This window comes from Veronia nyctiphanis (genome assembly GCF_004116385.1).
GTDB lineage: Bacteria > Pseudomonadota > Gammaproteobacteria > Enterobacterales > Vibrionaceae > Veronia > Veronia nyctiphanis.
Map to the genome: position 1 here is coordinate 44,640 of NZ_PEIB01000010.1, position 22,252 is coordinate 66,891.

14 protein-coding genes and 5 pseudogenes are annotated in these 22,252 nt (G+C 48.5%); 13 read left to right on the top strand and 6 right to left on the bottom strand.

Annotated elements, in window-relative coordinates:
• Positions 1–160 precede the first annotated feature (160 nt).
• The 3 genes and pseudogenes from rapA (at position 161) to CS022_RS09950 (ending at position 4,905) form a co-directional block, all read left to right on the top strand.
• A pseudogene (rapA, locus tag CS022_RS28060) lies at positions 161–3,076 on the top strand (RNA polymerase-associated protein RapA).
• Positions 3,077–3,180: 104 nt separating this feature from the next.
• Positions 3,181–3,903, top strand: coding sequence for a bifunctional tRNA pseudouridine(32) synthase/23S rRNA pseudouridine(746) synthase RluA (gene rluA, locus CS022_RS09945; RefSeq protein WP_129122154.1), 723 nt, complete (start codon positions 3,181–3,183; stop codon positions 3,901–3,903).
• Positions 3,904–3,951: 48 nt separating this feature from the next.
• A complete protein-coding gene (locus CS022_RS09950) occupies positions 3,952–4,905 on the top strand; it encodes a D-2-hydroxyacid dehydrogenase (RefSeq protein ID WP_129122155.1) in 954 nt (317 codons plus the stop codon).
• A gap of 256 nt (positions 4,906–5,161) precedes the next feature.
• On the opposite strand, the gene djlA is transcribed toward CS022_RS09950, so the two are convergent.
• The gene (djlA, locus tag CS022_RS09955) at positions 5,162–5,992 is read right to left on the bottom strand and encodes a co-chaperone DjlA (protein WP_129122156.1); all 831 of its coding nucleotides are present in this window, start codon (positions 5,990–5,992) and stop codon (positions 5,162–5,164) included.
• A 176-nt stretch (positions 5,993–6,168) separates the two neighbouring features.
• On the opposite strand from djlA, the gene lptD reads away from it, so the two are divergent.
• From lptD to CS022_RS09985, 6 genes and pseudogenes are all read left to right on the top strand, one after another.
• The gene (lptD, locus tag CS022_RS09960) at positions 6,169–8,526 is read left to right on the top strand and encodes an LPS assembly protein LptD (protein ID WP_129122157.1); all 2,358 of its coding nucleotides are present in this window, start codon (positions 6,169–6,171) and stop codon (positions 8,524–8,526) included.
• A gap of 25 nt (positions 8,527–8,551) precedes the next feature.
• A pseudogene (surA, locus tag CS022_RS09965) lies at positions 8,552–9,856 on the top strand (peptidylprolyl isomerase SurA).
• Positions 9,846–10,846, top strand: a pseudogene (gene pdxA, locus CS022_RS09970) (4-hydroxythreonine-4-phosphate dehydrogenase PdxA). Before surA ends, pdxA begins: the two co-directional pseudogenes overlap by 11 nt.
• Positions 10,843–11,654 (top strand): annotated as a pseudogene (rsmA, locus tag CS022_RS09975) (16S rRNA (adenine(1518)-N(6)/adenine(1519)-N(6))-dimethyltransferase RsmA). Before pdxA ends, rsmA begins: the two co-directional pseudogenes overlap by 4 nt.
• Before the next feature lie 20 nt (positions 11,655–11,674).
• On the top strand, positions 11,675–12,049 hold the full coding sequence (gene apaG / locus CS022_RS09980) for a Co2+/Mg2+ efflux protein ApaG (RefSeq protein WP_129122220.1): 375 nt from the start codon (positions 11,675–11,677) through the stop codon (positions 12,047–12,049).
• Between the two features lie 19 nt (positions 12,050–12,068).
• Complete coding sequence (locus CS022_RS09985; protein ID WP_129122158.1) at positions 12,069–12,908, top strand: symmetrical bis(5'-nucleosyl)-tetraphosphatase; 840 nt, start codon at positions 12,069–12,071, stop codon at positions 12,906–12,908.
• Between the two features lie 60 nt (positions 12,909–12,968).
• On the opposite strand, the gene folA is transcribed toward CS022_RS09985, so the two are convergent.
• The 4 genes from folA to rplU form a co-directional block, all read right to left on the bottom strand.
• Entirely contained in the window at positions 12,969–13,454 is a 486-nt protein-coding gene (folA, locus tag CS022_RS09990) for a type 3 dihydrofolate reductase (protein WP_129122159.1), read from the bottom strand.
• A gap of 121 nt (positions 13,455–13,575) precedes the next feature.
• Positions 13,576–14,748 (bottom strand): Obg family GTPase CgtA, encoded by a 1,173-nt coding sequence (gene cgtA / locus CS022_RS09995; protein WP_129122160.1) that lies wholly within the window; start codon positions 14,746–14,748, stop codon positions 13,576–13,578.
• Between the two features lie 360 nt (positions 14,749–15,108).
• Positions 15,109–15,366 carry a 50S ribosomal protein L27 gene (gene rpmA, locus CS022_RS10000; protein ID WP_005301460.1) on the bottom strand — a complete coding sequence of 86 codons (258 nt, stop codon included), beginning with the start codon at positions 15,364–15,366 and terminating at the stop codon, positions 15,109–15,111.
• A gap of 17 nt (positions 15,367–15,383) precedes the next feature.
• Positions 15,384–15,695, bottom strand: coding sequence for a 50S ribosomal protein L21 (gene rplU, locus CS022_RS10005; protein ID WP_129122161.1), 312 nt, complete (start codon positions 15,693–15,695; stop codon positions 15,384–15,386).
• 274 nt (positions 15,696–15,969) lie between these two features.
• Between rplU and ispB the strand changes: the two genes are divergently transcribed.
• Entirely contained in the window at positions 15,970–16,941 is a 972-nt protein-coding gene (gene ispB / locus CS022_RS10010) for an octaprenyl diphosphate synthase (protein ID WP_129122162.1), read from the top strand.
• Between the two features lie 75 nt (positions 16,942–17,016).
• Here the strand turns inward: ispB and mdh are convergent.
• Positions 17,017–17,951: pseudogene (gene mdh, locus CS022_RS10015) on the bottom strand (malate dehydrogenase).
• Positions 17,952–18,263: 312 nt separating this feature from the next.
• Between mdh and argR the strand changes: the two are divergent.
• From argR to CS022_RS10030, 3 genes are all read left to right on the top strand, one after another.
• Positions 18,264–18,734 (top strand): transcriptional regulator ArgR, encoded by a 471-nt coding sequence (argR, locus tag CS022_RS10020; RefSeq protein ID WP_129122163.1) that lies wholly within the window; start codon positions 18,264–18,266, stop codon positions 18,732–18,734.
• A 440-nt stretch (positions 18,735–19,174) separates the two neighbouring features.
• A complete protein-coding gene (locus tag CS022_RS10025) occupies positions 19,175–21,727 on the top strand; it encodes a TRAP transporter permease (protein ID WP_129122164.1) in 2,553 nt (850 codons plus the stop codon).
• 64 nt (positions 21,728–21,791) lie between these two features.
• Entirely contained in the window at positions 21,792–22,223 is a 432-nt protein-coding gene (locus tag CS022_RS10030) for a universal stress protein (RefSeq protein ID WP_129122221.1), read from the top strand.
• Positions 22,224–22,252 lie beyond the last annotated feature (29 nt).

The following is a 22,252-nucleotide window of genomic DNA, read 5'->3' on the forward strand; positions in this document are numbered from 1 at the left end:
ACCGTGACCCTATTCACAAGTTCAAGTACCATAACCCACCTTTTTCTGAGTGTCCGTCATGACCTACACTGTATAACGCAGTCAGGCATGCACTTTTTTCTACGCATTCATGGCACCATGTATTGTCAGTGCCAGCTTTAAACAGAGGTTTCGCCACATTATGCCTTACGCTCTAGGACAACGTTGGATCAGTGATACTGAAAGCGACCTGGGATTGGGTACCGTCGTCGCACTTGATGCACGCACTGTTACCCTGATGTTCCCCGCGTGTGAAGAGAACCGTCTCTACGCACGCAGTGATGCACCGATTACACGGGTAATGTTCAACAAAGGGGACGTGATTGAAAGCCATGAAGGCTGGTCTCTGACCGTTGAAGACGTCAGCGAAGAGCAAGGCGTCCTGACCTACACGGGTAAACGTCAGGATACAGGTGAAGAGAACGCCACCCTGCGCGAAATTATGTTGAATCACCACCTTAGGTTCAGCAAACCACAAGACAAATTATTTGCCGGACAAATCGACCGCATGGATCGGTTTGCACTCCGTTACCGTGCTCTGAAAAATCAGTACGAACAGCTACGCAGCCCGCTTCGTGGGCTTTGCGGTATGCGCGCTGGCCTTATTCCACACCAGCTGTTTGTGGCGCACGAAGTGGGTCGACGCCATGCTCCACGAGTGTTGCTTGCCGATGAAGTCGGCCTCGGTAAAACCATCGAAGCCGGGATGATCATCCACCAGCAAGTCTTATCTGGCCGTGCTGAACGGGTATTGATCGTCGTGCCTGAAACGCTCCAACACCAGTGGCTGGTTGAAATGCTGCGCCGCTTTAATCTCCACTTTTCTATTTTCGACGAAGAACGTTGCGTTGAAGCATTCGCCGATTCAGATAACCCTTTCGAAACGGCACAACTCGTGCTGTGTTCACTCGATTTCTTACGAAAAAGCAAGAAACGCTCTGAACAAGCAGCAGAAGGTGACTGGGATCTGGTGGTCGTCGATGAAGCGCACCACCTTGAATGGAATCAGGAGAACCCCAGCCGCGAGTATCAGGTGGTTGAAGCTATTGCAGAAAATACACCTGCCGTTTTGCTTCTGACAGCAACGCCTGAACAGCTTGGCCACGAGAGCCACTTCGCCCGTCTTCGTTTGCTCGACCCAGATCGTTTCTACGATTACGATGCCTTTGTTGAAGAAGAGCGCCAGTATGCCCCTGTCGCAGAAGCCGTCAGCCAGTTGTTAGCCGATGCGCCGCTGACCAATGACGCCAAAAACAGTATTACTGAACTGCTGTCTGAGCAGGATGTTGAGCCTTTGCTTCGAATCATTGAAGCGCGTGACCTTGATGAAGAGCCACGCCATGAAGCTCGGCTTGAACTGATTGATAACCTGATGGACCGACACGGTACAGGGCGGGTGCTTTTCCGTAATACGCGCTCTGCGATTCAGGGTTTTCCAAGCCGCCACCTAAATCTTTATCCATTAACAATCCCGAGCCAATACACCACGGCGATGCGTGTCGCGGGCATGATGAGCCGAGGTAAAACCTCAGAAGAGAAAGCACTGCAGTGGCTCTACCCTGAAGATATTTACCAGCAATTTGAAGGTGAAGATGCCTCATGGTGGGGCTTCGACCCGCGTATCGACTGGTTGCTGAATTTACTCAAATCTCACCGTAGCGAGAAAGTGCTGGTCATTTGTTCCCGCGCTCAGACTGCCCTGAGTCTTGAGCAGGCACTGCGAGAACGTGAAGGCATTCGCGGTACTGTCTTCCATGAAGCATGTCAATTCTTGAGCGAGACAAAGCCGCTGCGTATTTCGCGCAGGAAGAAGGTGGCGCACAGGTGCTGATTTGTTCTGAAATAGGCTCTGAAGGCCGTAACTTCCAGTTCAGTAACCAACTGGTCATGTTTGATTTGCCAATCAACCTGACCTTCTAGAGCAGCGCATTGGTCGCCTAGACCGCATCGGTCAGAAACGCGATATCGAAATTCATGTTCCATACATGGAAGGCACCTCGCAGGCCCTTCTTGCTCGCTGGTACAATAGCGGCCTGAATGCATTCGAAGAGACCTGCCCGACGGGCCGTGCGGTATTCGAACATGTGCGTGGCGATCTGATTGAGATGCTGGCAAGCGGTACCGTTGATAACGATGCATTGGATACCCTTATTGATACCAGTTCAGCGATGCACCATGAGTTGAAAACTGCGCTGGAACAAGGCCGTGACCGCCTGCTCGAAATGCACTCTAACGGCGGCAGCGATGCGCAAGATCTGGTGGAACAAATTTCGGGTAAAGACGGCGACACCAACCTAGTGACCTTTGCGCTGGGGCTGTTTGATACTATTGGCCTGAATCAAGATGACAAAGGTGAAAATGCCATTGTTGTCACGCCTTCTGACCACATGATGGTGCCGAGCTACCCGGGCCTGCCTGCGGAAGGCTGCACAATCACCTTTGACCGTGACACTGCACTCTCTCGAGAAGATCTGAGCCTGCTAAGCTGGGAACACCCAATGATTCAGGGCGGTATTGACCTGCTGCTGAGTGAGGATGTCGGTACCACCGCCGTCTCTCTGCTCAAGAGTAAAGCCATGCCTGTCGGGACGCTGTTCCTTGAGCTTTTGTACGTGATTGATGCACAGGCGCCTAAGTCATCGGGTATTCATCGCTTCCTGCCAGCGACACCAGTTCGTGTGCTGCTGGATGCCAAAGGTAATAATTTGGCAGAAAACGTGGCCTTTGAAGGCTTCCACCGTCAATTGAGCCAGTGAATCGCCACCTCGGCAGCAAACTGGTAACGTCAGTACAGACGCAAATCCACGGTCTGATTGAAGTGGCGGGTCCGCAAGCAGAGAAAGAACTCGATGTGGTGAAATCAGCGGCCACAGAAGAGATGACGCAGAGTCTTCGTGCGGAGCTAGACAGGCTGCAAGCCCTGAAAGCGGTGAACCCGAATATTCGTGATGAAGAGCTGGAGGCCATTGAGAGCCAGATGGCAGAGCTGCGTGACTATATCGCTAAGGCTCAGCTTCGTCTCGACGCACTTCGCGTGGTGATTGTCAGCCACCAGTAACCTTTAAGATTAACGAAACTGGCACCGCTTTGAATCGTCTTCAAAGCGGTGCCTTGTTGTATTGGCCATGCTACACTTGCGCCGACTGTTTTCTGAGCAACATTATGAAGAACGAATTTATCTACCACCCCCCCACAACTCCATGGCTAGACGTGGTTTATCAGGATGACGATATAATCGCCATCAATAAGCCAAGTGGCCTTCTGACCAATCCCGGTCGAGATCCCGCACATTACGACAGCGCTTGGTCTCGCATCAAAGCAGATTTTCCGGATGCCGAGCTGGTCCACCGACTGGACATGTCGACCTCAGGCCTAATTGTCTTCGGTAAGCACAAAGAAGCAGAGCGCCACCTCAAAGCACAGTTTCGCGAGCGAGTCACTCACAAGCTCTATTACGCCAGAGTATGGGGCCACCCAGAGCAAGATATCGGTGAAGTCGATTTACCTCTGATCTGCGATTGGCCTAACCGCCCACGGCAAAAAGTGTGCTTCGAGACAGGCAAACCGTCCCAAACAGGTTTTGAAGTCATCAAGCGTGAGAAGAAAACCAGCCTGATGCGCTTATTGCCAATTACGGGACGCTCTCACCAGTTGCGTGTCCATATGCTGGCACTCGAACACCCCATTGTCGGCGATGAGTTTTACGCACACCCTCAGGCATTACGATACTCACCGAGGTTGCAATTACACGCGGCAGAGCTTTGCTTTCTTCACCCGGCAACAAACACACCGATGCACCTGTCAGCGCCCTGTGACTTCTATGCGGGTGCACCAAAAGATACGCTGATCACACGCGGGATTGAAGCCAAACCCCTTGAGTTGTAATCCCACGCAATATGACAGTAAAGTGGCAGGAAAAAGGACAGGCCTGCCATGGAACATATTGTTTTTCTCGACCGCGATACCATACCTGCACACATCACGATCCCTTCACCGGATGTCGCTCACCAATGGCAAAGTTATCCTGCGACCGAGCCGTCTGAAGTCGTCGAGAGACTGAGAGAAGCAACTGTAGTTATCACCAACAAAGTCGTGCTTAATGCACACATACTTGCCCAATTACCCGAGCTAAAGCTGATTGTTGTTGCAGCCACCGGGTACAACAATGTCGATATCGACTGGTGCCACGAAAACCAGCTGCCTGTCTGTAATATTCGCGGCTACGCCACACGCTCAGTACCGGAGCACGTTATCGCGATGCTGTTTAGCCTGCGGAGAAACCTTGTCGCTTATCAAAGGGACATTCAAAACGATATCTGGCGGGAGAAGAACCAATTTTGCTTCTTCACACACCCTATTGGTGATATTGCTGGTTCAACCATAGGCATTATTGGAAGCGGAAGCTTAGGGCAAGGTGTAGCGACTCTCGCCAAAGCGATAGGTATGAAAGTACTGTTTGCGGAACGCAAAGGTAGTAAGGTTTGTCGGGAAGGCTACACCCCGTTTGAGACTGTGTTATCTCAAGCCGATGCTGTCACCCTTCACTGTCCCCTCACCGACGAGACGGAAAACCTTATCAGTGACAACGAGCTGAAACTAATGAAGCCAGAATCCATTCTGATCAATGCCGGACGCGGCGGATTGGTGGATGAAAAGGCACTGATTCTTGCATTGAAGAAAGGTGAAATAGCGGGCGCTGGTATGGATGTGTTTACCGAAGAACCCGCGGACTATAGCAACCCACTTGTCGCGAATGCGGGGATGCCCAATCTTATCCTCACCCCGCATGTTGCATGGGGGTCGGATTCATCACTTCAGACTTTGGCGAATCAGGTAAGTGACAATATTCAGGCATTCTTCGCGGGCAAGCCCAACAATCTACTTTAGCTAACGCTTTACTCTAACTCACTAGGCAACTCAGAAAGACCATTTACCTTGCTGGCTTAATGCGATTTGAAGCATAAGGTATTCATGAACTTAACGTGAGGCACCACCAGAACATCTTCAGCAACAAACCTTGATGTATTGGTTCCGTGGAATCGTGTATGAAGTAGAGGCAGAGCGTGAGGCTCTGCCATGTCTGCATGATTTGTGATGGGTTGAGAAAAACGACATCAAGCAGCATTAAAGCTGCTTAATAGAATTAGGTGAACCCTTTTTCCTTCCGTATCAGATCGTACGCAGCCTGAATGTCTTGCGCTTTTTGCTTAGCAATTTCCATCATAGATGCAGGTAACCCCTTAGCTACCAGCTTGTCCGGGTGATGTTCATTCATCAGCTTGCGATACGCTTTTTTCAGCTCTTTCGCGGACGTATCCGGCGAGACCCCAAGAAGTTCACAGGCGCCGGAAATCCTGTCACGCAAATCTTTAGTACGCCAGCGGGCACCATGCTTTTCGTACTTCGAACTGTGCTCATGAAAACGGTAACTGGCATGCTGCATTGCCAATCGTTGTTCTAATTGTTTGCGCGAAAAACCAAGCCGACTTGCGACTATGTTCAAGACTTGCAGCTCATTAGGGTGAATATTGCTGTCTGCGCAGGCAGCCTGAATCTGAACTTCAAGAAAGAACTGAAGGAGGTCGAAACGGCCAGATTGTTCGCGCCTGACTTTCCACAATACTTCCTCAAGAGGAAATTGACTGTCCTTGCCTTCACGGAATGCATCCTGCGCCTGACGTCTTGCTTCGCCGTGCAACTCCATTTTATCCATCAATTGTGTGGCGACACGGATTTCGTCTTGAGTAACCTGTCCTTTGGCCTTGGCAATATGTCCCATAACAGCGAATGTGGCATAAAAATAGCCGTGCTCTCGCTGCTGTGCACTCTGAAAACCCCAACGGGCGTCACCCATTGACTCATTTTGCCTTTTTTGATCGAACTTATGCCCTAAAAAGCTGCCTAAAATCAGACCAGGAAGATGACCCAGAAGGAAACCGAATGACGCTCCAACTAATTTTCCCCATACTGACATCAAATCTTTCTCTACCTGTAATGTTTTACCCGTTACACCATGAGTTATCGTAGGTTACGGGTGCCGTTGAGTGTAAATTGCATTATCATAGCTAACATTTTTAGCGCAAACGTGCCAAAAGCAGCGCCTTCAAAGTATACCAACGCTGTAGAATAAACACAGGATTGTACTTTTCAATGCCACATACCACCCGTATTTTTCTTTCTGCTCTGTCTTTGGTGATGCTTCAGAGTCAGGCATTCGCAGCAAGCGATGCGTCGACTGTAGATGTGAGTCTGCTCACATCTGATGAAAAGTGTCAGATGCAGTCATACCCTTGCGTACCAAGCAGCAGCCAAAGTGCGGATGATGTGAATCAGTTACCCATCACTATCAATGCTAACAGTACGACGGGTAATAATGAAAAAGTCACTTATCAGGGCGATGTTATTGTCAAACAAGGACACAGAACCCTGCAGTCTGACTCCATGATCTTGACGACTCCCGGCGACAGGCAAGTTACAGCAGAAGGTAATGTTATCTTCAATGACGGTGAAATGGTCATTGAAAGTGACCGGATCCAGTCAAATCTGACAAATCAGGACACCTATGTCGAAAATGCGAAGTATAAAATGCTTTGTCAATCAGGACGTGGCGAAGCGAAGAAAGTTTTCAAAAACGGCACCACCTTTTACCAACTCGATGATGGCACATTCACCACTTGCCCGGAAGAAAACAAGAGTTGGCGATTCGGTGCAGAGCGCATAGAGAAAAAAGATAGCGACATTTTTGCTGACCTTTATGGAACCAGTTTTCAGGTTCTGAATACACCTATCTTTTACTTGCCTTACCTTCGTGTGCCTGTTGAAGAAGGCCGATTGACTGGCTTTTTATTCCCAACGATTGGTTTTTTGGATGAAAAAGACGGGGTTTCAGTTCAGACACCCTTCTATTGGAATATTCATCCGCAGGCTGACATGGTGTTGACCCCGAAATACATGAGCAACCGTGGCACGCAGCTAACGACGGAATTCAGCTACCTTGTCAGTCCAGGCCAGGGAGCAATCATTGCCGAATACATGCCCGACGATCGCCTCTATCCGACAATTGAAAATAGCTGGGGTGTGAATTGGACGCACGGCGGTGTCCAAAACCATTGGGCCTACAACCTTGATTACAGCAGAGTCAGTGATATTGATTACTTCGACCGCCATACCGATTCAGAAGTCGGTAAACGTGAGGACAGTAGCTTACTCCAGACTGCCGATATCTCTTATCGTGAAAACCTTTGGGACGTCTCTATGCGGGTAAGAGATTTTCAACCTTTAACCACGTTGTCCACCGTCTACCGACTGATGCCGCAGGTCGGATTTAATTATTACGGCCCCAACCTTATTGGAAATACCCGTTTTACCCTTCCCCTCTCCGTCAGCCGCTTTGAAACGGACACGGTGAATAAGCCCGATGCCACCCGTTTTCATATCGAGCCCACACTCACTGTACCTTACAACAAACCTTGGTTACGGGCGTCAGCTGAAGCCAAGCTGATGTATACCTATTACGATCAAGACTTCGCCGACGGGTTCAATGAAAACAGCGAACATACTTTGGCGTCTCATGCAGAAAGAACAATCCCGTCGCTCAAGCTCAACACGACAGTGATTCTGGAAAATAACTTAAATCTGCTTGGTTACGATTACCTACAAACCTTAGAGCCACAGGTTCAGTATCTGTATATCAAAGACGTAGACCAGAGTAATATTTATAACCCCTTTGACTACAACGGCGGCGGCTACGATACCGTTAGGTTACAAACAGATTACTACGGGCTTTTCCGTCCAAACCAATACAGCAGCGTCGATTACATCAACCCAGCGAACCAGTTTACGCTGGGTGCCTCTATGCGATTTTATGATGACAGCTTCAAAGAAAGGTTTAACGTTGCTGTCGGTCAGATATTCTATGTTGATCGCCCTTTTGGTTCTGAAGATGCGGGTATCAACTATTCGGCATGGGCACTGGAGAGTGAAATAAACATTGCCGATCACTGGTTCTTTAAAGGCGCTATGGAGTACGACAATAATGTCAGTGATATTCAATTCGGTAATGCGCTTGTCGAGTACAGAACCGAGGCTTTCTTTGCCCAATCAAGCTATCGGTTTGTCAGTAAAGACTATATTTCGTCGACGCTCCCCTCAGGAAGCACCTATATTGACCAAATCACCGATGACGGCATCTCACAGGTTGGTTTAGTCACTGGCTTCCCCATCACTGACAATGTCAGCCTAAGAGGGCAATATTTCTATGACCTCACGCAAGACATACGTTTGGAAAACCAAGTCGGCTTAGTGTATACCGACGCCTGCTGGCAGCTTGGGCTGACCTACAGCCAATATTTGCTCAGCAGAGACAATATCAAAGACAACCCCGAGTATGACAGTGGTGTATCTGTGTCATTCAAATTGATCGGGCTGGGAGCCAATGCTGGCTTTGGCTACAGCGATAACAGCAAAAGTGCATTGGGTTATTACAACCCATACGGCCTGAAAAACTGATTACAACGAGAAACTGGAACCCTCAATGAATAAATGGACCAAAATTGCAGCAGGATTTTTGCTCACGCTCAGTGCTGTACCGGCCTTCGCCGTCCCTAATGAGTTAGACCGTGTGATCACCGTAGTGAACTCTGACGTGATACTCCGCAGTGATATCGATACCATGCGCAAGATGGTGATATTCAACGCTGATGGACAAACAGACAAGCTTCCTCCTGAAGAACAGCTTAACGCCCAGCTCCTGAATGGCCTTATCGATGAAAAGCTTCAGCTGCAACAGGCTGAGAGACTTGGGATACGAGTCGGTGACATAAGGCTCGATCAAGCCATTGCCAGTATTGCCAAACAAAAAGGCATGACAGTTCAGCAACTTCGCAAGAAACTGATTGATTATCGTCTCAGTTGGGCGGCGTATCGCGAAGAAATTCGTCAAGAAATCGCAGCAAGCGAAGCGCGTAATGCGCAGGTAAGACGCAGAGTCAGTATTTTGCCTCAGGAAGTCGACGCCCTCAGCAAAGCCTTGAGCGCCGAACAGCAACAAAATACTCAGTACCGCATTTCGCATATCCAGTTACCTCTCGAAGAGGGAGCAACCCAGGAACAAAAAAAATCGTGTTGCGTCATTGGCTCAAGCTATCAAGCAAAAGCTGCTTGAAGGTGCTGACTTCGGCGCCATGGCGATGGCCTACTCAAAAGGCAGACGCGCGCTTGAACGTGGAGACTGGGGCTGGCTGCGTCTTGAAGAAATGCCAACCATCTTTGCTGATCAAATCGCTGACAATAAATCGGGTGCAATCATCGGACCGTTCAGAAGCGGTGTCGGTTTCCACTTACTGAAAATCGATGATGTCAAAGGTCAGGAAACTGTTGCGGTCACAGAATACAAAGCGAGACACATTCTTATCAAACCATCAATCATACTGAGTGATATGGCAGCGAAAAAGCAGCTTCTGTCACTGATGGAAGAAGTTCGCAATGGAAGACGTTCTTTTGCCGACATAGCGCAGGAATACAGCGAAGATCAGGCTCATCGTCAAACGGTGGTCTGCTCGAATGGAATACGTCTGATACCTACACCCCTGATTTCAAAGAACAGCTGGAAGAGCTGAACGTGGGTGAAATCAGCCAGCCATTTAAATCTGTTTATGGTTGGCATGTCATTAAGCTTTTGGATAAACGCATTGCTGACCGTACAGAAGATGTAGCGAAAAATCGTGCGTATAGTATGCTGTTCCGCCGCAAATTTAATGATGAGGCTCAGACTTGGCTGCAAGAGCTACGCGCAGCCGCGTATGTAGAAAATATTAATGAGCAATCAGATGAACGCTAATAAGAAAAAAGTCCAGCGAATTGCAATCACGCCGGGCGAACCAGCAGGCATTGGTCCTGATTTGGTGTTGGCATTAGCCAAGGAAAGCTTTCCACATCAAGTTGTTGTCTGCGCAAACAAAGACATGCTGGCTGACCGGGCAAAAAAGCTCGGCCTGTCTGTGGCATTTGACGACTACGATCCCAGTACTGCACCAACACCTCACAAGCCCGGCACCTTATTGGTGGCGAATGCAGAGTTGGAAGAAGAAGTCATTGCCGGTGAACTGAACGAGCTTAACAGCCGCTATGTTCTTGATACCCTGACACATGCGGCTGAAGGCAATATGAAGGGTGAGTTTGCTGCTGTTGTGACAGGGCCTGTTCACAAAGGCGTTATCAATCGTGCCGGTGTTTCTTTCAGCGGACACACTGAGTTTTTTGCCCATCAGGCAAACGTGCAACATGTCGTGATGATGCTGGCCACAGAGGGCCTGAGGGTAGCTTGGTCACCACGCACATACCGCTGGCTTATGTGGCTAAAGCGATAACGCGTGAACGTCTGATCCAAGTCATTGAAATCCTGAATGACGATTTAAAAACCAAGTTTGGTATCAAACAGCCCAAAATCTATGTCTGTGGACTAAACCCGCATGCCGGCGAAGATGGTTGCCTCGGACGTGAAGAGCTCGACATCATGATCCCAACCATGGATGAGCTCAGAGAACAGGGAATCAGCTTGGTTGGTCCATTGCCTGCAGACACTCTGTTTCAAGATAAATACCTTGATGATGCTGATGCCGTACTGGCCATGTATCATGATCAGGGCTTACCCGTGTTAAAATTCAAAGGATTCGGAAAATCAGTCAACATCACACTTGGCTTACCTTTCATCCGAACTTCAGTAGACCATGGTACCGCACTGGATTTAGCAGGTACTGGAACGGCGGATACAGGTAGCTTGCGGACTGCGCTATCCCACGCCATAGAGTTAGTAGATAATAAAGCATGAGCGATAACGTCCATTTAGGCCACCGCGCCAGAAAACGCTTTGGTCAGAACTTCCTGAACGATCCTTACATCATTGATGGAATCGTGTCTGCCATTAACCCAAGACCGGGTGAGAATCTGGTTGAAATCGGCCCAGGCCTCGGCGCATTAACCGAACCTGTCGCGCGTGAAACCGATAAACTGAATGTTGTCGAACTGGACCGCGATCTTGCTGAGCGTCTTCGTCATCATCCTCAACTCGCAGACAAGCTCAACATTTACGAAGGTGACGCGATGAAATTCGATTTCGCGGCACTGGCGTCAGAAACTAACCCACTGCGTATTTTCGGTAATCTGCCTATAACGTATCCACCCCTCTCATGTTCCACCTGTTTACGTTTACGGGTGCAGTTTTGGATATGCACTTCATGTTGCAAAAGGAGGTGGTGAATCGCCTTGCAGCAGGTCCGGGAACAAAAGCCTATGGCCGACTGACCGTTATGGCGCAATATTATTGCAAAGTCGTGCCTGTACTCGAAGTGCCGCCAAGTGCGTTCAAACCCGCACCTAAGGTCGATTCTGCCGTTGTCCGCCTTGTCCCACACAAGACGTTGCCGCACCCTGCAACCAGCTTAAAGTGGCTGGATCGCGTTTGTCGGGAAGGGTTCAACCAAAGACGCAAAACCGTAAGAAACTGTTATAAAGCTCTGATGGACAGCGATACACTGGAATCATTAGGTATTAACCCTACCATGCGTCCAGAAAACCTGACTCTGGCACAGTTTGTTGCTATGGCTAACTGGCTGGACGAAAACCATAACAGTCAATAAGGATTCAGCGCTTGCAAGGATTGGTAAAAGCTAACTTTTCGGTTCGGGTTGTCACTCACTATGTTGAGGAGCAATCTGAACCGGATAAGAACAGGTATGTTTTTTCATATACCATCACCATTGAAAATAATGGTGATATCGATGCTCAGTTACGCCACAGGAAATGGCTGATAACCGACTCTAATGGTAAAAAGTTAGTCATTGAAGGCGAAGGTGTTGTTGGAGAGCAGCCCCTTATTGCTGCTGGTGACCAGTATACCTATACCAGCGGGACAGTATTGGAAACGCCGGTCGGTGTGATGCAGGGCTTTTATTCGATGCAGAGCATCGATGAAGAAGACTTCGATGTGGAGATCTCACCATTTAGGCTGGCGCTGCCCAACATACTTCACTAGAACACATAGGACGCGTTCAATGGCAACCTACCTAGTCGGCGATGTACAGGGCTGTTACGGTGATCTTTGTAATTTACTTTCTGACGCCAAATTTAACCTCAAGCATGACACTCTTTTTCTAGCAGGCGATCTGGTGGCAAGGGGACCAGAGTCATTAGAGGTCCTACGCATGGTAAAAGAGATGGGTGACAGTGCTCGTTGTGTTTTGGGCAATCACGATCTGCATTTGCTCGCCGTCGCTCAAGGTTTTTCCAAGGTCAAGCAACAAGACAGAACATCACCAATCTTTGATGCGCCTGACGGTGATAGCCTGTTAACTTGGCTCAGTCAGCAACCCTTGCTTATCCATCACCAACAGTCTTCAGGGCAATTTCCCGGCTTTGTTATGACTCATGCAGGTATTGCTCCACAGTGGGATTTATCAACCGCCAAAAAATGCGCGGCAGAAGTTGAAGCCGTTCTTCAAAGTAAAAAGTTGCCGTGGCTGCTGAAAAACATGTACTCGAATCAGCCCGATTTGTGGAGTGATAAACTCGAGGGCATTGATCGCTACCGCTTTATCATCAACGCCTTTACCCGAATGCGCTATTGCCATTCAGATGGCGCTCTGGACATGGCTTGCAAATATCCGCCTTCGCATGATGGCGTCCGTGAGCTGAAGCTGACACCATGGTTCAGCGTTAAACGGAAAAAGAAGATCAAAGAGGCACTGGTTTTCGGACATTGGGCGGCATTAGGTGGAGTAATCGATAATAATCTTATCGGATTAGACACTGGGTGTGTCTGGGGCGGAAGTCTCACCATGATGAGATGGGAAGATCAGAAAGTATTCTCCGTTCATTGCCCTGTTCATGCATAACCGTCTTCAATAAAGTAAATCTGACAGAGATCATTGATGCTCTGTCAGACGTTACTTGCTTTAGTCAGCTCGATCTAGAATAACGAACTCCATGTCGTACTTATTTTTCTCATCCGCCGAAAAGCGCTGAGAATGACACTGTTGCCAGTCCTCACCCCACGCAGGAAAACGAGTATCCCCATCCAGGTCAGCATCGATATACGTTAAATACAGACGATCCGCAGAAGGTAAGCAAGCTTCATAAATGGAGCCGCCGCCGATGATCACCGCTTCCTCAACATCAGCCACCGATTCCAACGCAAGGGGAATGCTCCCCACAATATCGACGCCTTCCGCTGACCAAGACGGATCGCGGGTGATCACTATGTTACGACGTCCGGGAAGAGGCCTTCCGATAGACTCATACGTCTTTCTTCCCATGATCACTGGTTTTCCCATGGTCTGTTCTTTAAACCAGCGAAAGTCAGCAGGTAAATGCCAAGGCATGGCGTTGTCTTTACCTATGATGCGATCTTTTGCCATTGCAGCGATCATACTTATCTTCATTGAATTCATGACCCTATCTAGATATCTCTTTTGCCAGCATCATATCAAATATAGAGATGAAGTCATTGCTACTCAGCCACAAAAAAGCCGCCTTTCGGCGGCTTTTTAGCAACAACATCGGTTATGGTTTGTAGATGATTTCCACGTCGTAATCATCTTCGTTCCAGTCATCCCAATCATCGTCGTCGTCATCTTCAGCGTTATGCTTCTTGACTTGTTGTTCGTGGTAATCATCCCACTTAAATTCGACTTTGTCTTCTTCTTGCTCTTCTTCGAACACTTCAGCTGGCATAGAGTCAATAAACTCCATGAGATCATAAGTAAGAGGCTGAATGTTTTGTTTGTTGATAGCGGAGATGCAGTAGTAATCCTCATCCCAACCCAGCGCTTCCAGAATACGCTCAATTTCAGCCTGCGCTTCTTCTTCCGGCATCAGGTCAATCTTGTTGAAGATCAGCCAACGCGGCTTATCGGCCAGCTTCTCGCTATACTTCTGCAGCTCTTCAATGATGGTAAAAGCATTATCAACCGGGTCACTGCCATCGACAGGCATCAGATCAATCATGTGAAGCAATACACGACAACGCTCAAGGTGTTTCAAGAAGCGAATACCAAGACCTGCGCCGTCTGCAGCACCCTCAATCAAGCCGGGAATATCCGCAACTACAAAGCTCTTTTCCTGAGAAACACGCACGACACCGAGGCTTGGCACTAGAGTCGTAAACGGATAATCAGCTACCTTAGGTTTTGCAGCAGACACTGAGCGGATAAAGGTCGATTTACCTGCGTTTGGCAGGCCTAGCATTCCCACATCAGCAAGCAATAACAGCTCTAAACGCAAATGTCGCAATTCGCCTTTAGTACCCATCGTTTTCTGGCGTGGTGCACGGTTCACTGATGATTTAAAACGGGTATTACCCAAACCATGGAAGCCGCCCTTGGATACCATGATCTTCATATCATGCTGAGTCAGGTCAGCAATAACTTCTCCCGTATCCTCGTCAACGGCACGTGTACCCACGGGTACAGAAAGAACAAGGTCATCACCACGCTTACCAGTACAATTTCCACCGCGACCATTCTCTCCGCGACCTGCTGAGTGGAAACGTTCAAAGCGGTAATCAATCAAGGTGTTGAGGTTTTCATCCGCCAGCAGATAAACGTCACCGCCGTCACCGCCATCGCCGCCATCAGGGCCGCCTCTTGGGACGTATTTTTCTCGACGGAAACTGACCGTACCGTTACCGCCGTCTCCAGCCTCAACACGTATTACCGCTTCATCTACAAATTTCATTTTCTTTCTCCACGCCAGCCGGTGAAAAACCGGTCAACCAGACGCTAACCTGCACGGGGATGTCCCCAACGAGACCGCAACCTATTGCGATGTCGTATTGATAGATTTGGCAACGATCATAATGATCTTAGGATCAATTGCTACTGCTGGTTGAATTTCATCGTCTATCACAGGGTTGCAAATGCTTGTTTACGATATCTGCAACGCCTGGATACACCATGCAACAGTATTACCCCGAGACATCCCGATAACATATAAAAGCAATAGGTTAATGTGCTTAATCAGTCAGGAAATCGGGGAATTTACTCAAACAAAAAGCCCTGCCAATGGCAGGGCTTCAAAATTCGGTATCGAGTGAGATTACTCAGCTTCGATGCTAACGAATTTACGGTTTTTAGGACCTTTAACTTCGAATTTCACTTTGCCATCAGACAGAGCGAAAAGCGTGTGGTCTTTACCCAAACCTACGTTAGTGCCCGCGTGGAACTTAGTACCACGTTGACGAACGATGATGTTACCTGCCAAAACAGACTCACCACCAAAACGCTTAACACCTAGGCGTTTGCTTTCTGAATCACGGCCGTTACGTGTAGAACCGCCAGCTTTTTTGTGTGCCATTTCTCTCTTCTCCTAAATTAAGCGCTGATGCCAGTAATTTTGACTTCAGTGAACCACTGACGGTGGCCCATTTGCTTACGAGAATGCTTACGACGACGGAACTTAACGATTTTAACTTTATCGCCACGACCGTGGGTAACTACTTCTGCAGTTACTTTGCCGCCATTAACAAACGGTGCGCCAACTTGGATTTCTTCGCCGTTAGCTACCAGCAAAACGCTGTCGAACTCAACAGTTGCGCCAGCTTCAACGTCTAGCTTTTCCAAGCGAATAGTTTGGCCTTCGCTTACTCGGTGTTGTTTACCACCACTTTGGAAAACTGCGTACATGATTTACTCCGCATTTCCGCACAGCCAACCGTAAAAGTATAATTTTTGCACGGTTTGGGGTGCGCATATAATTCATCAATAGGGCGCGAATTCTACGGTAATAAACTACGTCTGGCAAGAGGGTAAATGAAGAAAATTGGTGAAAACCTGCTCAGCGCATGAAGCATGTTTTTTTTCACTCAACGACAAGGTGTTGCTGCGTTCTATTTGGTGTAATATCAGCAACAAATTAACAGTAGTCAGACTGTAAAACCCCATAAAACCGGACGTAATAATGGATTTTAACACTATCCAAGCGCTAACAGCAGATGACATGGCGAAAGTGGATGAAAAAATACTTGCTCAATTGAACTCAGACGTCGCTCTGATTAATCAGTTGGGGTTTTATATTGTCAGTGGTGGCGGAAAACGTCTGCGCCCAATGCTGGCGATTCTGGCGGCGCGTGTGCTGGGTTATGAAGGCGATAAGCACATTACTGCAGCAGCGTTTATTGAGTTTATTCACACAGCAACCTTGCTACATGATGACGTGGTTGATGAATCAGACCTACGCCGCGGAAAAGCGACCGCCAATGCGATGTTTGGCAACGCCGCCAGTGTGCTTGTTGGTGACTATATCTACACCCGATCATTCCAGATGATGACAGAGTTAAGATCGTTAAAGATCCTTGATCTGATGAGTGAAGCGACCAATGTGATCGCTGAGGGTGAAGTTTTGCAGTTGATGAACTGCAATGATCCAAACACCACCGAAGCCAGCTATATGCAGGTGATTTATTCAAAAACAGCCCGTTTGTTCGAAGCCGCCACACAAATTGGCGCCATCCTGAATGATGCGACTGCCGAGCAGGAACAAGCTCTGCAAGATTATGGCCGTTATTTGGGGACGGCTTTCCAGCTTATCGATGACGTGATGGATTACACCTCTCAAGGCGATGAGATGGGTAAGAACACAGGGGATGATCTTGCTGAAGGTAAGCCAACGTTACCGCTTCTTCACGCCATGGAGTATGGAAATGAAGCACAAGCCTCGATGATCCGCGAAGCGATCGAACAGGGAAATGGCCTTGATAAGCTTGAGGCAATACTCGCCTGCATGGATGAAGTGGGCTCACTCGATTACTCACGCCAACGCGCCGAAGAGGAATCGCAGAAAGCGATCAATGCATTGTCTACATTGCCTGAATCTGACTACAAAGTGGCACTCGTTGCACTGGCTAAAATTGCAGTAGATAGAAAAAAATAAGCGAGATCTTGTTTTTTAGTCATTTCAATAAAAAAAGCGGCATGAAAGCCGCTTTTTTTATTTTTCAGGTGTCGATTACTTAACGAACTCTTCACCCAGTGCAATATCTTTGCGAAGCGTGTCCAGCATGCTTTCAAGTGCTTGCTGTTCGAAATCGCTCAGAGGACCGTGGTCCAGGATTTCTTCTACGCCGTTTTTGCCAAGGCGAACCGGTTGAGCGAAGAAACGAGCATATTTGCCGTCACCTTCAACATACGCGCACTCAACAACGTTCTCTTCGCCTTGTGCAGCGCGAACCAGTGCAAGACCGAAGCGACATGCCGCTTGACCCATTGAAAGCGTTGCAGAACCACCACCCGCTTTTGCTTCAACAACTTCAGTACCCGCGTTCTGGATACGTGGAGTCAGCGCTGCCACTTCTTCAGCAGTGAACTCAACACCTTCAACCTGAGACAGCAGAGGAAGAATCGTCACGCCTGAGTGACACCGATAACTGGCACTTTAACGTCCAGTGGGCTCTTGCCTTTCAGCTCGCCAACGAAGGTTTCAGAACGGATAACGTCCAGTGTCGTTACACCGAACAGACGGTTTTTATCGTAAACGCCTTTTGCTTTCAGTACTTCTGCTGCAATCGCAACAGTTGTGTTCACTGGGTTAGTGATAATACCAATCAGCGCTGTTGGGCAAACGTCAGCGATTTTCTCAGTCAGAGAACGAACGATCCCTGCATTCACGTTGAACAGATCTGAGCGATCCATGCCAGGCTTACGCGCCACACCGGCAGAGATCAGAACAACGTCCGCACCTTCAAGTGCAGGGGTTGGATCTTCGCCGCCAAAACCTTTGATTGATACTGGTGTAGGGATATGGCTCAGGTCAACAGCAACACCCGGTGTTACTGGTGCAATATCATAGAGAGCCAGGTCAGAGCCTGCAGGAAGGTTATTTTTCAGAAGCAGGGCTAAAGCTTGACCAATGCCACCCGCGGCGCCAATCACAGCAACTTTCATTTCGTTCTCCTTGTTTACGAACTTTTATAATTCATTGCCAGCACAGGCCAATTCGTTCATTGCTACCGCTTTTGCAGAGCATAATCTGACCGACCTGATTGTCGCTGGTGCATGCATCATACGTGGCTAAGCTCGCTGTCGACAAGTTTAATACGATCACGATAAGCATGGCCTCTCACTTTTAATCCGAGATTTCATGGTGTCAAAGCGCGCTAGAATAGTGATTTGCTCGTCAGAAAGTTGGTCATCGGTTTGCTAAAAATTGAATTATTATGCAAGAATGCAATTTTTAACCATCAGCGAATCAAGACAATGCGTAATTCAGATAAACAAGACAAACTGGTTCGCGCCTTCAAAGCGATTCTGAAAGAAGAAAAATTCAGCTCGCAGGGTGAGATTGTCGATGCATTAAAAGCTCAAGGCTTTGAGAACATCAACCAGTCAAAAGTGTCACGAATGCTGACCAAATTTGGTGCTGTCCGTACCCGAAACGCCAAAATGGAAATGGTGTATTGCCTGCCCGTTGAGCTAGGTGTTCCCACCACCAGCAGTCCGCTCAAAGAACTGGTGATGGATATTGACTACAACAGTGCGTTGGTTGTTATCCACACAGGTCCAGGTGCTGCACAATTGATTGCTCGTCTGCTCGACTCACTGGGTAAAGCGGAAGGCATTCTGGGTGTGGTCGCTGGTGACGATACTATCTTCATCACCCCTTCAAGGGAAACCACAACAGAAGCACTCTACGGTGCAGTCTGCGACCTGTTTAACTACAGTCGTTAAATGCGGAACATCTTGCCGTTACTTATAAAGTTAACTGAGTAACGGCACCAAGGAAGCAACGGCGAATCATGCTATTAGCGCCTTCCGTTATCTATTCCTTTTTTTCTTACCTTAAGAATTTACGGACTGATCGCTTGTTCTTAACGTTTCGCCTCTTTTCTTAACCTTTTCTCATTATTGTTTCGCCTCTCATCCCACAAAGAGTGTCTATATTGAATTTGCACCAATTGACAGGCAACGCAAATTAAATAGTCGCCACTGACAGCAAAATTAATCCGTAGTAGATTGATGCAAAAGGAATATAACGCTGAGCGTAACGCGCATCATGGGCGAACGGGCTCAGATGTTTACTTCTGGTTTATTCCCGAAAAACAATATTTGACAGAAGTTAACCTTATGTAGCTCTGAAATATGCAGAGTTGGTTATGCAGGAGCAAACCATGACAAACAACACTTCAACAACAGATGCTCAGGATATCGTGGCGCAAGCCGATACCGGAGCACGGTCGCCAAAGGGGTTATCGGGACGAATCCTGTGGTTCATCCCTTTGTGCTGGTCGATTTTTCAGCTTTGGTACGCGTCACCTTTTACCGTCGCACTCAATGATACCGAAGCACGTTCCATCCATTTAGCCTTCGCCATTTTTCTTGCTTTTACCGCGTATCCAGCACTGAAAAGCTCTCCCAGAGACTCCATTCCGATTCAGGATTGGGTGTTCGCATTAGTGGGAAGTTTTGCTGCTGCTTATCTGTTTCTTTTTTATAACGATTTGGCCTCAAGAGCCGGCGCGCCGACACAGTTTGATATTGTGACCGCCGTTGCAGGTATGCTGCTGCTTTTAGAGGCGACTCGACGCGCTCTTGGTCCTCCGCTCATGGTGGTGGCAGCCGTATTCTTGTTTTACACCTTCGCCGGACCGCACATGCCGGATGTTATTGCTCACAAAGGGGCAAGTCTGAACAAGGCCATGTCTCATATGTGGCTCACGACAGAGGGTGTGTTTGGTGTCGCTCTCGGTGTTTCCACCTCCTTCGTATTCCTGTTCGTTTTATTCGGTGCTTTACTCGACAGAGCAGGTGCAGGCGGTTACTTCATTAAAGTCGCCTTCTCCTTGCTGGGCCATATGCGAGGCGGACCGGCAAAAGCGGCCGTCGTCGCGTCGGGACTTTCTGGCCTGATCTCTGGCTCGTCTATCGCTAACGTGGTAACAACTGGTACCTTTACCATTCCTTTGATGAAGCGCGTCGGCTTCCCGGGCACCAAAGCAGGCGCTGTCGAAGTGGCCGCATCGACGAATGGTCAGCTTACTCCACCTATCATGGGTGCGGCAGCATTCCTGATGGTCGAGTATGTGGGTATTCCGTACATTGAAGTCATCAAAGCTGCCCTTCTTCCCGCATTGATTTCTTATATCGCCCTGATATACATCGTTCACCTTGAAGCCTGTAAAGCAGGTATGACCGGGCTTCCGCGCCGCCATACGTCGACCTTTATGCAAAGCCTGCAAAACTTTGTGGTAATCGTTATTGGAATCTGTGTGCTTAGCCTTGCTGTCTACTATGGCATTGGTTGGACGAAAGACGTCTTTGGCGATGCAGCCAGCCCAATTATCGCTGCGCTGATTTTTATCAGTTACGTGTTATTGGTTCGCTACTCAGCACAGTACAAATCAGACGCGGTGGAAGACCCCGCCGCAACCGACTTGTCTGAAGTGCCTGATCCAGGTCCGACCGTGCGCTCTGGTCTCTACTATCTGCTGCCCATCGTGGTACTCGTGTGGTGTTTGATGGTCGAGCGTTTTTCTCCGGGCTTATCAGCATTCTGGGCAACCCTGTTTATGATGTTTATCGTAGTGACACAGCGCCCCCTAATTGCCTTTTTTAACAAACAGCACGACCCCATTACGGAATTTAAAGAAGGGTTTGTTGATTTAGCTGAAGGCTTCGTGGCAGGCGCACGTAACATGATTGGCATCGGTGTTGCGACTGCGGCGGCAGGTATCGTGGTTGGCGTGGTGACACTCACAGGTATTGGTCTCGTGATGACTGACTTTGTCGAGTTCATCTCCGGCGGTAACATCATTCTGATGCTGTTGTTCACAGCCATTATCAGCCTGATCCTCGGAATGGGACTGCCGACTACGGCAAACTACATCGTTGTGTCTACCCTGATGGCGCCAGTTATCGTGACACTGGGGGCACAAGAAGGGTTGATCATTCCGCTGATCGCCGTGCACCTTTTCGTGTTTTACTTCGGTATCCTTGCTGATGATACCCCACCTGTGGGTCTTGCAGCCTTTGCGGCGGCGGCTATCGCCAAAGATGACCCGATCAAAACAGGTATTCAGGGTTTCACCTACGACATACGTACCGCCATTCTGCCGTTCATGTTCATCTTTAATACCCAGATACTACTTCTAGATCTCGATGGACCCTGGCATCTTTTCCTGACGATTTTTTCAGCAGTAACCGCCATGTTGGCATTTTCTGCCGCAACACAAGGGTGGTGGCTGACGAAGAACAAGTGGTGGGAAACACTGCTCCTTCTTCTGATCACCTTCTCTCTGTTCAGACCGGGCTTTTGGTGGGACAAGCTTTATGAGCCTGAGGTTATCTACCAAGGCGCTGATGTGATGGACGTTGCCGCAACGCTACCTGAAGGGCAAACGCTGAATATCGTGGTATCTGGTGAAAACATTGATGGCGATATTGTCAGCAAGCATGTTCATTTAGATGTCGACACTAGCCAGTCAGACGGTGCGGCGAGAGTTGCCTCAACCGGACTGGAACTTCGTGAAGATGAAGGCAAGATGCTGGTCGATATGATTCAGTTTGGCAGTGCAGCAGAAAAAGCCGGTATCGACTTTGATTGGGAAATTACGCAAGTCAGCATTCCTGCGGACCGTCCGATGAAAGAGTGGGTATTTGTGCCAACGCTACTGCTGTTGGGCGGACTGGCTTGGAACCAAAGACGTCGGGTTAAAAAAGCCTGATCATTTCACCGAAAAGCGGGAGGCAAACGGCCTCCTCGCTTTCTTCCGACATGGGTAAGTAATGATGTTTAATTTTATTCTTGTACCGGTTGATCTAAATGATGCAGATTTCGCCGACAAAGCCGTGAAACATGCGCTTTGGATGGCTGAGAAATGTCAGGCTAAGTTGCATTTAATCACTGCGCTACCCGGGATACACAACTCCATGGTGTCTTCTTATTTCCCTGAGGATGCAGCAAAGCAAATGAAACAAGACGTGAAAACAGCACTGCAGGCATTCGCTGACGAGAAAATCCCTGAAGGTCAGGCTTATACTCTGTCTGTTGAAGAAGGGAAACCATACAAAAGTATTGTCAAAACAGCTGATCAGCTCGGCTGTGATTTAATTCTTATGCCGAGTCACAAGCGTTCAAGAAGCAACAAATTCTTGCTTGGCTCTACGGCCAGTAAAGTGCTAGAAAATGCCAAAGTCCACGTCATGATCCTCAAGCATTAGACACAAAAAGAGCCGCTGTAAGCGGCTCT